This window comes from Pseudodesulfovibrio piezophilus C1TLV30 (genome assembly GCF_000341895.1).
GTDB lineage: Bacteria > Desulfobacterota > Desulfovibrionia > Desulfovibrionales > Desulfovibrionaceae > Pseudodesulfovibrio > Pseudodesulfovibrio piezophilus.
This window is the reverse complement of sequence record NC_020409.1, coordinates 2431458-2444389: the sequence shown is the minus strand read 5'-3', so window position 1 is coordinate 2444389 and position 12932 is coordinate 2431458. Positions and strand designations below refer to the sequence as shown.

General features: G+C 52.3%; 14 protein-coding genes. 4 read left to right on the top strand and 10 right to left on the bottom strand.

Going from position 1 to position 12932, the window contains the following annotated elements; all coding sequences use genetic code 11:
- Positions 1–195 precede the first annotated feature (195 nt).
- Positions 196–1386, top strand: coding sequence for a 3-oxoacyl-[acyl-carrier-protein] synthase III C-terminal domain-containing protein (locus tag BN4_RS11530; RefSeq protein WP_015415573.1), 1191 nt, complete (start codon positions 196–198; stop codon positions 1384–1386).
- A 223-nt stretch (positions 1387–1609) separates the two neighbouring features.
- Here BN4_RS11530 and BN4_RS11525 read toward each other — a convergent pair whose 3' ends face one another.
- From BN4_RS11525 to BN4_RS11490, 7 genes are all read right to left on the bottom strand, one after another.
- Positions 1610–2254, bottom strand: coding sequence for a TPM domain-containing protein (locus BN4_RS11525; RefSeq protein ID WP_015415572.1), 645 nt, complete (start codon positions 2252–2254; stop codon positions 1610–1612).
- 15 nt (positions 2255–2269) lie between these two features.
- Positions 2270–3064 (bottom strand): TPM domain-containing protein, encoded by a 795-nt coding sequence (locus BN4_RS11520; RefSeq protein WP_015415571.1) that lies wholly within the window; start codon positions 3062–3064, stop codon positions 2270–2272.
- A 9-nt stretch (positions 3065–3073) separates the two neighbouring features.
- Complete coding sequence (locus BN4_RS11515; protein ID WP_041721013.1) at positions 3074–3673, bottom strand: LemA family protein; 600 nt, start codon at positions 3671–3673, stop codon at positions 3074–3076.
- Between the two features lie 90 nt (positions 3674–3763).
- Positions 3764–4216, bottom strand: coding sequence for a hypothetical protein (locus tag BN4_RS11510; RefSeq protein WP_015415569.1), 453 nt, complete (start codon positions 4214–4216; stop codon positions 3764–3766).
- An 83-nt stretch (positions 4217–4299) separates the two neighbouring features.
- Entirely contained in the window at positions 4300–4911 is a 612-nt protein-coding gene (locus BN4_RS11505) for a YigZ family protein (RefSeq protein WP_015415568.1), read from the bottom strand.
- A gap of 45 nt (positions 4912–4956) precedes the next feature.
- Entirely contained in the window at positions 4957–5751 is a 795-nt protein-coding gene (locus tag BN4_RS11500; RefSeq protein ID WP_015415567.1) for an HD domain-containing protein, read from the bottom strand.
- A 335-nt stretch (positions 5752–6086) separates the two neighbouring features.
- Positions 6087–6698, bottom strand: coding sequence for a LysE/ArgO family amino acid transporter (locus tag BN4_RS11490; RefSeq protein WP_015415566.1), 612 nt, complete (start codon positions 6696–6698; stop codon positions 6087–6089).
- 151 nt (positions 6699–6849) lie between these two features.
- Here BN4_RS11490 and BN4_RS11485 point away from each other — a divergent pair, with 151 nt between their 5' ends.
- Together BN4_RS11485 and BN4_RS11480 are read left to right on the top strand one after the other, a co-directional pair.
- Positions 6850–7743, top strand: a complete 894-nt coding sequence (locus BN4_RS11485) for a LysR family transcriptional regulator ArgP (protein WP_015415565.1) — start codon at positions 6850–6852, stop codon at positions 7741–7743.
- Positions 7744–7828: 85 nt separating this feature from the next.
- Entirely contained in the window at positions 7829–8470 is a 642-nt protein-coding gene (locus BN4_RS11480; RefSeq protein WP_015415564.1) for a DUF2959 domain-containing protein, read from the top strand.
- 39 nt (positions 8471–8509) lie between these two features.
- Here the strand turns inward: BN4_RS11480 and BN4_RS11475 are convergent, their stop codons facing one another.
- Entirely contained in the window at positions 8510–9877 is a 1368-nt protein-coding gene (locus BN4_RS11475; RefSeq protein WP_015415563.1) for an aminotransferase-like domain-containing protein, read from the bottom strand.
- A 123-nt stretch (positions 9878–10000) separates the two neighbouring features.
- On the opposite strand from BN4_RS11475, the gene BN4_RS11470 reads away from it, so the two are divergent.
- A complete protein-coding gene (locus tag BN4_RS11470; protein WP_015415562.1) occupies positions 10001–10603 on the top strand; it encodes a LysE family translocator in 603 nt (200 codons plus the stop codon).
- On the opposite strand, the gene BN4_RS11465 is transcribed toward BN4_RS11470, so the two are convergent.
- Both BN4_RS11465 and BN4_RS11460 read right to left on the bottom strand, forming a co-directional pair.
- On the bottom strand, positions 10600–11994 hold the full coding sequence (locus tag BN4_RS11465) for a class II fumarate hydratase (protein ID WP_015415561.1): 1395 nt from the start codon (positions 11992–11994) through the stop codon (positions 10600–10602). The genes BN4_RS11470 and BN4_RS11465 overlap by 4 nt on opposite strands.
- A gap of 79 nt (positions 11995–12073) precedes the next feature.
- Positions 12074–12919, bottom strand: a complete 846-nt coding sequence (locus tag BN4_RS11460) for a sulfotransferase family 2 domain-containing protein (protein WP_015415560.1) — start codon at positions 12917–12919, stop codon at positions 12074–12076.
- Positions 12920–12932 lie beyond the last annotated feature (13 nt).

Below are 12932 nucleotides of genomic sequence, written 5' to 3'. Positions count from 1 at the left end.
TGGGATAAAATATCCTTGCCAGGTGCCCAAAACGGTCTTTGATCAGCCAAACCGGACGGTCTCTCGCCACGCGGTACACCCGACCGATTTCCTGTGTCTACACAATGAGGTGAAGAAGATCCGCCTCAATTCTTCCCGGTGACAACCAACCGTACAACCCACTAATTTTCGACTGCATATGCCCGAGGGGAATCCATGTACCTGCCATCCGACATCATACTGACAGATTTTTGTCCTCTCTCCATCACCACTCCCCTCACGCAAGAGAAGAGCATCGAATACCTGATCCAACTGATAACCCGATACATTTGCGCGCACACTCCATCAGAAAAACCAAGTGCAGTCGAAAGATCTGTTCGGGAATCCGTGGAATATTTCGCTGTCTCTCCAGAGCACATCCACTCACGGGAACTTTACGCCCTCACTCTGACAGATAACCAATCGTCACCATCAAAAAAACTTCATAATGAAGGGTTTTATTGTATCGATAACTTTCCGTATGAAATGTCTGTCAGAGTCAGAATGGAAGAAAACGCCCGTCTTGCGGAACGGATACTGAACCGCCTCTACCATCAGCAGCAGACACCACCGGAGACCCTGATCCACGTCACCAGCAGTGGATATTCTGCCCCCAGCCCCGCCCAGCGGTTCCTCGCAAACAAGGGATGGACCGAAACAGTCGTCTCCCATATTTACCATTTAGGATGCTACGCTGCATTCCCTGCTGTGAGAGCCGCTGCCGGAGCGCTGCACACTTCACTCGCTCTTCCCACCCATAGGGGTGACAAGAGAGTGGACATTCTCCATACCGAATACTTTTCTCTCCACCTGAACCCAACAGCGCGAGAACCGGAAGATATTATCGCGTTCACCCTGTTCGGTGACGGTTTCATCAAATATTCAGTAGTTCCCGGTACAGAATATACTCCCGAAAATGGAGGACTTCGCCTCATAGCCATGCATGAGCAACTCCTTCCCGCTTCTGCCGATGCAATGACGTGGGATATAGACACGCACAGTTTTGCCTTGCACCTCTCCAAATCAGTGCCAACCCAGATCAGAGACCATTGCCTGGATTTCACGCACCACTTGTGTGCCAAAGCATGCATTGATTTGGCATCTCAAAAAGACACCATGGCATATGCCATTCATACAGGTGGCCCGAAAATACTCGATTTTATCGAAGAGCAGCTCCATCTTCCTGCAAAAGCCCTGCGACACAGCCGCGAGTTGCTTTTTGACCGAGGCAATATGTCAAGCGCCGCCTGCCCGCATCTCTGGGACCGCCTCATTCGCGATCAAGACATTGCAAAGGGAACACTTGTCCTCAGCCTTGGATTTGGGCCGGGCTTGACCATGGCCGGAATGATTTTCGAAAAAGTATAGGGAGCGTTATTCCGAGTTGTTTTCCTCTAGGACGTTCTTCCCCTGACTACTCATACTCACAAAAGGACTCACGACAGGAGGAAGTGGAAAAATTGGCGAAAAGAATAGAAACCATGGAAAAATATTTTCCAGGAAAAATCCCCCGGAAACTCATGTTTCCGGGGGATTCCGTTCATTCGTCACCAGTTATGGGAAACGCCTTGACCAGAGTCGGACGGCTTTTCTATTGAGCCTGTCCCTCAATGATAAGGTTGGGCAGTTCGTCCGTATCATCATCCTTGATGGGGAAATGCTCGACTATCAGTTCCCCGCATCGAGTGATGCCCTGGCAAAGGGCTGCTCCGGCGCGTCCTTCCCTGATACCCTGCGTGATTTGAACGACGACGTCATTCCAGACAGCCGGATCAACTTTATCATTAATTCCTTTGTCTGCAAGAATTTGCACAGAGCGTTCGTAGACCGAAACATAGATGATGATACCGGTCAGGTCCCGTGTCCGATGCAATCCGTTAAGATAGAAGGATGTCAATGCAGACTCTTCGACCTCGGCACGCATCTCTCGTTTGGAAATGAAGAGTTTCTTGAATGCCGGAATGGCAAACATGAGTCGGGAAAAGAGAAGATATCCGGGACAAAAGAGGGCCAGAAAAACCCACATATCCTCGTTGCCAAGAACCATTGCCACACAAATGGCAAGGATCATGCCGAGTAATAAGCCGCCGAGATGATTGGCTGTCGGGTATTCACTACTTGTGGAGGCAATGACCGGGACAATCTCACCCGAGGTCTGTTTTTCCACTGCAACCACGCATTGGATCAATGCGTCCTGCTCTTCCTGAGTCAAAAAAGATTCTGCCAGTGTTGTCATGCTTTCACTCCCCGCTTACCATCCACCACCGGCTCCACCGCCGCCAAAGCCACCACCACCAAAACCGCCGAAACCGCCGCCTCCGCCAAAACCGCCTCCGCCACCACGCCCGCCGCCGAGCATAGAAAGAAGCAGGAGAGTTGACGCAGTCGAGCCAAGCCCCGTTCCCCGGCGTCTGGGATCATTCTCGTCATCACCGACCAGCTGTCCCTGGCGTCGGGCACGACCAAACATTTCAGTCAACCCAATGATCAACATCATGGGGATAACGAGAAGTGGCAGGATTCCCCGCCGACTCCGGGGCTTACTGGCCTGTTTCGCCTTGAATTCTCCACGAACCGCACCGGAGATAGCTGTCACTCCATCCATAAAACCAGCGTCAAAATCACCAGCTTTGAATTGCGGACTGATGACATTGTTGATGATCTGCCCGGAAAGCACATCCGTGAGGACTCCTTCAAGCCCGTAGCCGACTTCGATCCGAATCTGCCGGTCTGCCTTGCTGACAAGAAGGATGACGCCGTTGTCCTCTCCTTTTTGTCCCACCTTCCACTCCTCAGCCACCCGTATGGAGAAATCATTCATGGAATCTCCTTCCAGGGACGGGATTGTAAGCACAGCAACCTGCGTAGAATCGCTTCGGTCAAGATCAGCCAGCTTCTGCTCCAGAATCCTTCGCGTAGCCGGAGAAATCAACTCAGCCAGGTCATTGACGTATCCCTTGTGAGGCGGCACATCCAGCGCCCATGCCCCAGTGGCCAGCAAGACCACGAGAAGTGCGCCGAAGACGGCGGAAAGTAATGTACGCACGAGGACTCCCTAGGATTTGTCGCCGAAGTTGACCTTGGGGGCGACCTTGGCTCCGGGATCAGCTTGGAAGAATTCCTTGCGCTCCAACTTCAGCATGACAGAATTAGTCAATGAATTCGGGAAGCTTCTAATTGAGGAATTAAACATTTTAACGGCATCGTTGTAGCGCTGACGAGCAACATTGATACGATTTTCCGTGCCTTCAAGCTGGTGTTGAAGACCGAGAAAATTTTGATTCGCCTTGATGTCCGGATAGCGCTCAACCACGACCATCAAACGGGACAGGGCTGAAGAAAGACCACCCTGCGCTGCCTGAAACTGGGAAAGAGCTTCTTTATTGCCCAGCATATCGGGAGAGATTTTTGTTTGAGTCGCCTTGGCACGGGCCTCGACCACGGCCTGAAGGGTTTCTTTTTCATGCCCTGCCGCCGCTTTTACAGTTTCCACCAGATTGGGGATGAGATCGGAACGACGTTGCAAGGCAGCTTCGAGGTTCCCCCAGGCTGCAAACACTTCTTCTTCCTGCTGCTGCATGGAGTTGTAGCCGCATCCGGCCAGAGACATGGTGAGCATCATGGCAACCAGGGCCAGACAAATACGTTTGGTCATGAGAATATCCATTTGTTGTTTGTTGTTGTTTTGAGGACTCTGCACAGAGATGCGGCCCATCGAGAGAAAGTCAAGATAGGCCGTGCTTTTTCATGAAGATGACTTCTTCTTCCGAGGTTTCTTCAGCCGTTTACCCGCGCCCAGCAGCTTCCTGAGTTCCCCGGCAGCCTGAACCGGGTCGTTTCCATGCAACAGAAAGCGTTCCTTGGCGGTTTGAAAATGCCAGCCAGCAGGACGAGACAACAATTTAGCTCCACGGGATTCGAGATATTGCAGAGCCTCGGTTTCCGCCGCCACGTCTTCCATTTCGGCCAGGATTTCCTGCCGTTGGCGAATATCCCGTATCCGGTGAGCTATTTCATACGCTGAACGCAATATGTCGTCTGGCTGAACATCGGTCGCCTTCTTACGACCGGAAAAATGTCGTTGCAGTTCATTGAGGTCGGTTTTGAGTTCCTTGATCTCGAAGAGAACGGACTCTCTAGCTTCATCTATCTTGTCACCGAGTTGCTTGTAGATCGCGCGGAGTTTGTGTGCTGACATGAAACGTGTGTTTTGTTTGCTGTTAAACTTTTGTCTACAAGGCTAGCCTAAATCCGTCATCCATTGCAACTGTAATCGGGCAATCATTTTACCTCGACCCGCCCACGCCCATCCGTCATTTCCCGCAACTCTTCGGAAAATCTTTCTAAATATTCTGAAGGGAGGACCAAAGCAAAGGCCGCTTCCTCCGTGAAAAATTCTTCTGTCACTTCGGCTTCATACCCCGGCAGCATCCGCTTGAAAACAGTCACCGCCTGGTATGGTATGGTTACCAGCAGTGCCGCTGTTTCCACGCGTTCTTTCGTGACCAGACCTTCCAGAACACAATTGACCATAGAAGTATAGGCCCGGACAAGCCCGCCAGTACCGAGCTTTGTACCACCAAAATAACGGGTCACGACCACGGCGATCTCTCCGACCTCTCCGTGAAGCAGCGTATTGAGCATTGGTCTTCCCGCTGTCCCGTGCGGTTCTCCATCATCACTCATACCCACCTGCGCCGTATCGCCGGGAGGACCAGCCGCAAAGGCCCAGCAGTTATGGGTCGCATCGGGAAATTCTTCCTTGATGAGGGCGACAAACCGTTTAGCTGAATCCATATCCGGCGCGTGATCTGCGGAGACGATGAATCTGCTTCGTTTGATGGAATCTTCCATTCGGCAGGCAGTGGCGGGGATAGGGTAGCGAGGGGCCATGCACGCAGTCTAGCGTGCCCATCCTCTCCGGGTCAAGGCTGCCTCTCAGCTTCTGTTTTGGGCAGCCATCCAATCAAGATCCGAGGCAAGTTGCCGCTTGATCGGCATCAAGTCTGCGTTATTCGGAAGTCTTTCAAGCAGCGAAGCAAAATGCCCTGACTCGCGCAACTGTTTAAAGCTATAGGGGAAGTGAAGATCATAGACCCAACAGCACAGGAAAAGGATGAAATCGTTTGACCACCGGATCTGATTGAAGGGAATAAGCTGTCGCTTGAAACACAACTCCAGAACCAGCGGGGAGACGTGCTGCGCGTCCCAGAGCAGCCCACTCTTGAGGACCGTATTGTGGGGGGCATCCGGACTGAGATACCTGAGATTATTCCGGACGGCATCCAATTTGTCCGCATCCCGGAGGACGTCCAGAATGAGCCGGGAATCCGGCTCAAGCCCTCCGGGGAGGATGGCACAATTATGAAAACTGATTGCACAAAGGATTCTATCCCGCAAAGAATCCGGCAAAACCGAAAGAACGTCTGCCTGAGCCAGCAAACGAGCACCCTCTTCAGCATGATTGTAGCCAAGAGTATCGTCATAGGTTTTTCGTTCCACTAATTGAGGAAAACGGCCGACATCGTGCAGAAGGGCAGCCACATCCATGGCCAAAGCCATATTCCGGCTCCACTCGCACTCTTTTCCGATCTCCTGCACATGTGCTCGTACCCGCTTGATATGCCGGACTTTCCGATCCAGAAAAAGTTTTTTTTCCCCTGCTCTGGTGCGAAACCCGTCAACAAATCGCTCAAACCATGTTTCAATAGAGATTAAAGGGTGTCCTTGCATCGTCGTTCCCGATATTTTTACAGAGAGCCTTTTATATAGCCTTAAACAAGAATACCAGAGCTACGCTATCTCCCCTTCGCGTCAGTGACAATCCGGCATATTCACAGTGACAACTTGATGGATATCTTTATGGGCCGTGTTGTCCCTTTTTCACAAGACAAGCATGCATCATCAACTCCTGCCCCGATCATACGCATACCGGGCAAAAAGATGAAGGGTTGAACTCGAAACCATAGCCTTGGCACGACACAAACTTGCAAGAAGGCGAAATCCTCTTGATTCAATGAGAGTCCTTCATGGCACCCACCCATGAACACTTCAAAGAGGAACACAAACTATGTAGACAGCGTGGACCGGATCAAGCCTAAAGCGAGACTCCACATGGTCAGGCAGACGACACCATCCAGGAACCGCCATGTGGATTGGCGACTGAATACCGGGGCAAGAACCTGTCCCCCAAGACTAAGCAGAATAAACCACACGATAGAGGCACACAACGCACCCAATCCAAAAACATACCGCTCAGGAATGGCGAACTGACCAGACACAGACCCCATCAACAGAACAGTATCCAGATAGACATGGGGGTTGAGCAATGTCACTCCCAATGTGAGTAAAAGGGTCTGCCGCAATGTCTTGCCGGAATTTCTGCCCTGTTCGAGCACTCCTCCCTTCCATGCCGAGCGGAACGCTCCGAACCCGTACCATGCCAGAAACGCCGCCCCACCCCACGCGGCCAGTCGCCCGAGAAGTGGATAACGGCCAACAGCACTCCCCACGCCAGTGACTCCGAGAAAAATTAGCAGGCCATCACAAACAATACAGACGGTAGCGACGGCCATAGGGTAATTACGCCGAACCCCTTGCGTTAAAACAAAGGCGTTCTGCGCTCCAATGGCCACGATTAACCCGCCCCCCAAACCAAACCCCTGTAGAAAAGCCGTCATACTGTTTCTCCTCTTTCAGAGAGTCACCTGCCGCCATTGAAAATGGGGACAGCCACTCCACATGTTCGACTGAGAAGAGCTTTAACGGATGCAACGTGATCGTGTACAACTACTTATTTTCATCATGCATTAATTTTGCTAATGACAACTCATGCTGGACTATAAACTGATTGAAGCACTTGCCATGGTGGTACGTGAAGGTGGTTTTGAAAAGGCCGCACATGCCCTGCATCTGACTCAATCCGCGGTATCCCAACGGATCAAGCTGCTGGAGGAACAGACAGGATGCCTCTTGCTGGTCCGAACATCACCGCCCGCCCCCACAGTGGCAGGAAAAGAAATCCTCAAACACTATCGGCAGGTCTGCCAACTGGAAACCGATCTCGCAACAGGCCTGGGATGGCAGCAGGAAGGATTCACCACAGTGCCTATCGGTATCAATGCCGATTCCCTTGCCACATGGTTTTTCCCGGCCATTGAAAGCTACCTTAAGGAAAAACAGCTCCTACTCGACCTTGCCGTGGATGATCAGGCCCAGACGCATCAGCTTCTGCGCGACGGCGAGGTTTTGGGATGTATCAGCGACAGGAGCGACCCCTTTCAAGGCTGCCGTGTGGAATCATTAGGCATTCAAGTTTACAGAATGTACTGCACTCCGGAATACAAAACGAAGTGGTTCGACAAAGGCATTGATATCGCGTCTGTTCAGCACGCCCCGATCCTTATATTCAACCGCAAAGACCTCATGCATGGCGTCCTGTTGGCAGAGGCATTAGGCCACCCCCCGGCACACTATAACGCTTTTTATCTCCCCTCATCCGAAAAATTTGCCCCGACTATAGCCAGCGGGCAGGTCTGCGGCATGTTGCCCCACGAACAGGCGGATGAATATGTCAATCAGGGCGCGTTGATAGAAATGCTGCCAGGATATGCCTTCACGGTGCACCTGCACTGGCATTGCTGGAATCTGGAGTCTCGGGAACTACGCAGCTTCACTGCGGCACTTGTAGAGGGAGCACAGCGCGAACTGACTCCGGCCCAATGAGAAAAGCACATGGCATTGCCCGCTCCGCACCTTTGTTGTATCTCAGGAGAAGAACGGCATTCAAATCACTTTGCAAGGAGCACTCATGAAACGGATAATTCTCGCCCTGACCCTACTTTCCATGGTCGCGGCCCTCGGCTGTTCCAAGGCATATTACGCCTCCATGGAAAAAATCGGCTATGATAAACGCGAGATTCTGGCAGACCGCGTGGAAAATGCACAAGAATCCCAGGAAGACGCCAAGGAACAGTTTGCCAATGCGTTGGAACGATACAAATCCGTGGTGGACTTTGATGGCGGAGAACTGGAAGACAAATACGACATCCTCAATGGTGAGTATGAAACAAGTGAAGCCATGGCGGACGATGTCCGGGACCGCATCGCGTCTGTGGAAGATGTTGCCGACGCGCTGTTCGACGAGTGGTCGGAAGAAATTACACAATACTCCAGTGCCAAGCTACGCCGCGCCAGCCAGAAAAAGCTGACCGCGACCAAGCGCCGCTACGGCTCGTTGCTTAAGGCCATGAAGAAAGCCAGCTCAAAAATGGACCCGGTTCTAGCCGCTTTCAAGGATCAGGTGCTCTATCTCAAGCACAATCTCAATGCCAAGGCCATTGCCGCACTTGAAGGAGAACTCGGAACCATCCGCAGTGATGTGGAGTCGCTCATCAAGGAGATGGAAAAATCCATCGCAGAAGCGGATGAATTTATCAAGACACTGGAATAAAACACTTTATATTGAAAAATTCAAAGGGTGTGCCATATGTCATGCCCTTTTATCTTTTAAAATTCCCAACAGTATCCGCAACCCTCTGCGAAGCTCCTCAATGGAATCGGTCCCGGTCAGGGAAACCCGAGCCGCCGGTAAGGGAGCCGTCTCGCCCACAGCAAATTTTTCCGCGCCGAACACATTGACTCCCTGCTCACGGGCCGCTTGTTCGAAGAATGTCCCAGTCCACCCTGCCGGAAGCTCCATCCAAAGGAAAAAACCGCCTGCTCGTCCTCGAAATCGAATTCCCTCCAAGAGATCACACGCCGCCATATACCGAACCGATGCCTCTTTTCGCTTTGCTTCCACGACCCTGTCCGCAGTTCCATCTCCTATCCACATCGCCGCCAGTTCAACATTGAGTGGAGGGGCCATCCAAATGGTATTGAGTACAGCCTGAGCCAAGGGTTTGAGATACGGCTTTGGAGCAACCACAAAAGCGACCCTGAGTCCTGCTGCCAATGACTTTGAAAGTCCGGCAATGAAAACACTGCGATGCCGCGCCCGACTTCCCACCGGTTCGGGAGTGCCCGGAGCAGTCAGATCGTACGCATCATCTTCTATGATGATCAGGTCGTGAACATCCGCCAGCCGGGCCACCATGTCACGCCGCCCATCCTGAAGGGTCGCGGTGGTGGGGTTATGCACGCCGGGCATGAGATACACCCCTTTGATTCTGTCTCGACGGCAGGCAGTATCCAGGGCATCAGGCACCATGCCTTCCCCGTCCATGGCGATAGGCACCAAGCGGATACCAAGCATGGCCGCCAGGGTTTTCAAACCGGGATAGGTCATGGCATCGGTGGCAATCTTGTCACCGGGGCGGAAAAGTCCGCTCAGACAACAGGTCAGGGCATGCTGTGCTCCCGCACAGACAATGACATCCTCGGCTGATGCCTTGAGACCATAGCGCGCAGTCCATTCAGCTCCGGCCTGGCGATGCTCTAGCATCCCCCTCGGGTCACTGTACTGCATGAATATATCGGGATTTTTACGGCGTACAAGACGACGGAATCCTTCCGAGATATCCGGGTCAAGGTGATGGAAAGGGGAAATCAGCCCCATCTCCAGCATACCCGGCGCCGATGGCTCAAATGAGACCATGGATGTGGAAGTCACGGCATCAGTCGAAACAAATGTTCCCCGCCCGACAGTGCCGGAAAGCAGGCCCCTTTTTTCCGCTTCACCATACCCTCGTGTCACGGTCGAGACATTCACACCAAGCGCATCCGCCATATCCCGATGGGTCGGTAGCCGCTGTCCAGGCAGAAGGATTCCGTTTTGAATATCTTGCTCTAGGGCATCTGCCAGCGACTTGTAAAGCGGCTCCTCTCCTCCAGCCATGTATGGTGAATAGATTGTCATGCAGACAATATTCCCATTGACGCCATACAAATGTCAACAATACACAATGATAATGAAGAATCCTCTCTCAAAAAGCCCTGTGGCAGAAGACACTGTCCACTCTCAATCGAATGGAGAAAGTTGATGCATCTTGAGACCTATACGGCCTTCCTGCTTTTCGTGATCGTGATGACCGGCACACCGGGCATGGGCAACCTGTCCATGATGGCCATTGGCCAAACCACCGGATTCCGTTCATCCCTGCCTTTTCTGCTCGGGACCACGGTTGGTGCCATGACTCTTGATACCACGGTTGCCCTCGGTCTTGGCGGCCTTTTTATGGCATCACCCCAATTCGCATGGGCTGTGCGTCTATTTGGCCTGACTTATATCGTGTATTTGGGCTGGAAAATTATGAAAATGCAGCTGTCCACTCCGGATGCAAACAAACGGTTTACCTTTGTGGAAGGCATTTTTCTCCACCCGACCAATCCCAAAAGCTGGGCCATGGCAGTGGTCGGATTCAGCCAGATCGCCACATCAGACCTTCCCCTTGCACACACAATCATGGTCTATGTGGGAACCTTCACTTTTTTCCAGGTTTCCTTTCATTCCCTGTGGGGGCTTGCCGGGACCCTGCTCATGCGTACCCTCAAATCACGCAGAGTCCTGCTCGGTATCAACGGAATGCTCGTCACGATCATGATCGGGGCAACCGTCTATGCCCTTTTCGTCACTTCAACTTAAGCTTGGGGACGGACCATCTTTTCCGGCACCACGAGATCGTCGAACTCCACTTCCGTAACATACCCCAGCTCCAGAGCCGCTTCCTTGAGCGTTGAGCCGGAACCATGCGCGTGCATGGCTATCTTAGCCGCCTTCTCGTACCCGATGGCCGGGCTCAGCGCCGTGACCAACATCAGGGATCGGCCCACCAGCTCCTTGATACGGTCGGTATTGGCTGTCAGGCCGTCCAGAAGATGGCTCTTGAATGAAAGCATGGCCCCGGCCATGGTTCTGATGGACTGCATGATATTATGTATCATCAGAGGCTTGTATACGTTCATTTCAAGAATCCCCCCGGATCCGCCCAGGGTGATGGCGTAATCATTGGCCATGACCTGAATGGCAACCATGCTCAGGGCTTCGCACTGCGTCGGATTAACCTTGCCTGGCATGATCGATGAGCCTGGCTCATTGGCAGGCAGGACTAATTCCCCGAGTCCTGCGCGCGGTCCGCAGGCCAATAGACGAATATCACAGGCGATTTTGTAAAGAGATGAAGCCAGAGTTTTCAGACTGCCGGAAAGTTGAATAAGCGCGTCATGACTGCCTTGCACCGTAAACTTGTTTGCCGCCGGAACAAAAGGAAGCCCTGTCAGGTCGGCAATATGCCCGATAGCGTCCTTGTCGAAACCAGGGTAGGCGTTGATGCCCGTTCCCACTGCCGTGCCACCCAGTGGTAGTTTGAAAACATCCTGAAGGGCCGCCTCAAGGCGAACCACATTGTCCTCTATCAATCCGGCATAGCCAGAAAATTCCTGTCCCAATGTCAGAGGGGTCGCATCCTGCATATGAGTCCGGCCGATCTTGACCACCCCTTCCCAGGCCGTGGCATGAGTAGCGAGACTCTCAGCAAAAATCCGGGCCACCGGGATCAGATCGCGTGACACACCCAGAGCAGCTGCCATATACATGGCTGAAGGGAAATTGTCATTGGTGGACTGCGAACGGTTAACATGATCGTTGGGATGGACAGGTTCTTTCGAACCAAGTGGTTTGCCAGCAATCTGGGAGCATCGATTGGCGATGACTTCATTTACATTCATGTTGAACTGCGTGCCACTCCCGGAAATCCAGACTGACAGGGGGAACATATCCGCATGGTGGCCGGATAAAATTTCCTCGCAAACTCCCACGATAAGGTCACGGGCTTCACCGGAAAGCCGATCTGCCCCGTGATTGGCCAAAGCGCACGCCATCTTGAGCACTCCGTAAGCCTCGATCATCTCCCTCGGCATGGCATCATTGCCAATATCGAAGAGCTGTAATGCCCGTTGGGTCTGTGCTCCCCAAAGCTTATCCGCCGGAACCTCAACTGTGCCGAGACTATCTTTCTCAATCCTGAAATCGTCCATAACGTGCCTCCGTGGATGGTATTCTGACTCTATTAGTGGGGCATGACGAGGACGATGTCAAACCGATTCGCTCCACAGTTTATTTCCCATTCACGAAATCACCCTGATGAACACCGTCACGCTCCATGATCAAACCGGAGATGCGCTGGAGTTTTTCATTGATCTTTCTGAACTGACGGACTTCAGTGTCAAATGACCGACCTTGTTCGTTGACACGTTTCTCGAACTCCTGACAGGCGCGCTCATAGAGAATGATATCGGCCTGATTCGCTTCCCGTATCACCTCCTCTTCAGCAGTCGAAACAGATCGGCGAGCACCATGGGCACGAACATTATGCCGCTCGTAAAAAGACCGTTCAAGCCCCAAAACCTTACTGAGAACGAGAATGGATTCATCAAAGCGTTCCAACAGGCCAAAGCCGACAAACCGCTCACAGAGATGAAACCACGCTTTTTCCACCCCTTCTTCAATGGAGGAAAGCCCGACCCCGGAAAGAGAATTGACCATGCCGTTTCTGCCACGCATACGTAATTCAGGCTGGTCGCTGGTTACATATTCGACCAATGAAATTTTGTTGTCATTGAGAAACCGATACATATGACTTTTGGGCCACGACTTGAGAAAGAAGTACTCGGAGACGACCCTCTCCACGGGATCGCGCAGAAAAGTGAATGGACGGAACCGAACCGGACCGTCCAGTATCTCCGCAAAATCGGTAATAAAAACATGACCACGCACCAACTTGTAGCGCGCAATTTCCGCATAGGTTGTTTGCCGAAGCCGCTCCTGCTGGGTGTCCGTATAGAGATCAAAAATACTCTCGGGAGCAAAATTGTCGTTCAGGATCGCATTGAACGTGGTCCCGGCTGTCTTTGGAATATGCAAGAAAAACAGTGGCTGCTGCATGGTGTTTCCGTTGATCATGACGTGTTCGTGA

Bases quoted from the DNA above. Each gene is read 5' to 3' on its own strand.
- BN4_RS11530 (WP_015415573.1), top strand. From the start codon at position 196: ATGTACCTGCCATCCGACATCATACTGACAGATTTTTGTCCTCTCTCC.
- BN4_RS11525 (WP_015415572.1), bottom strand. From the start codon at position 2,254: ATGACAACACTGGCAGAATCTTTTTTGACTCAGGAAGAGCAGGACGCA.
- BN4_RS11515 (WP_041721013.1), bottom strand. From the start codon at position 3,673: ATGACCAAACGTATTTGTCTGGCCCTGGTTGCCATGATGCTCACCATG.
- BN4_RS11510 (WP_015415569.1), bottom strand. From the start codon at position 4,216: ATGTCAGCACACAAACTCCGCGCGATCTACAAGCAACTCGGTGACAAG.
- BN4_RS11505 (WP_015415568.1), bottom strand. From the start codon at position 4,911: ATGGCCCCTCGCTACCCTATCCCCGCCACTGCCTGCCGAATGGAAGAT.
- BN4_RS11500 (WP_015415567.1), bottom strand. From the start codon at position 5,751: ATGCAAGGACACCCTTTAATCTCTATTGAAACATGGTTTGAGCGATTT.
- BN4_RS11490 (WP_015415566.1), bottom strand. From the start codon at position 6,698: ATGACGGCTTTTCTACAGGGGTTTGGTTTGGGGGGCGGGTTAATCGTG.
- BN4_RS11485 (WP_015415565.1), top strand. From the start codon at position 6,850: ATGCTGGACTATAAACTGATTGAAGCACTTGCCATGGTGGTACGTGAA.
- BN4_RS11480 (WP_015415564.1), top strand. From the start codon at position 7,829: ATGAAACGGATAATTCTCGCCCTGACCCTACTTTCCATGGTCGCGGCC.
- BN4_RS11475 (WP_015415563.1), bottom strand. From the start codon at position 9,877: ATGACAATCTATTCACCATACATGGCTGGAGGAGAGGAGCCGCTTTAC.
- BN4_RS11470 (WP_015415562.1), top strand. From the start codon at position 10,001: ATGCATCTTGAGACCTATACGGCCTTCCTGCTTTTCGTGATCGTGATG.
- BN4_RS11465 (WP_015415561.1), bottom strand. From the start codon at position 11,994: ATGGACGATTTCAGGATTGAGAAAGATAGTCTCGGCACAGTTGAGGTT.
- BN4_RS11460 (WP_015415560.1), bottom strand. From the start codon at position 12,919: ATGATCAACGGAAACACCATGCAGCAGCCACTGTTTTTCTTGCATATT.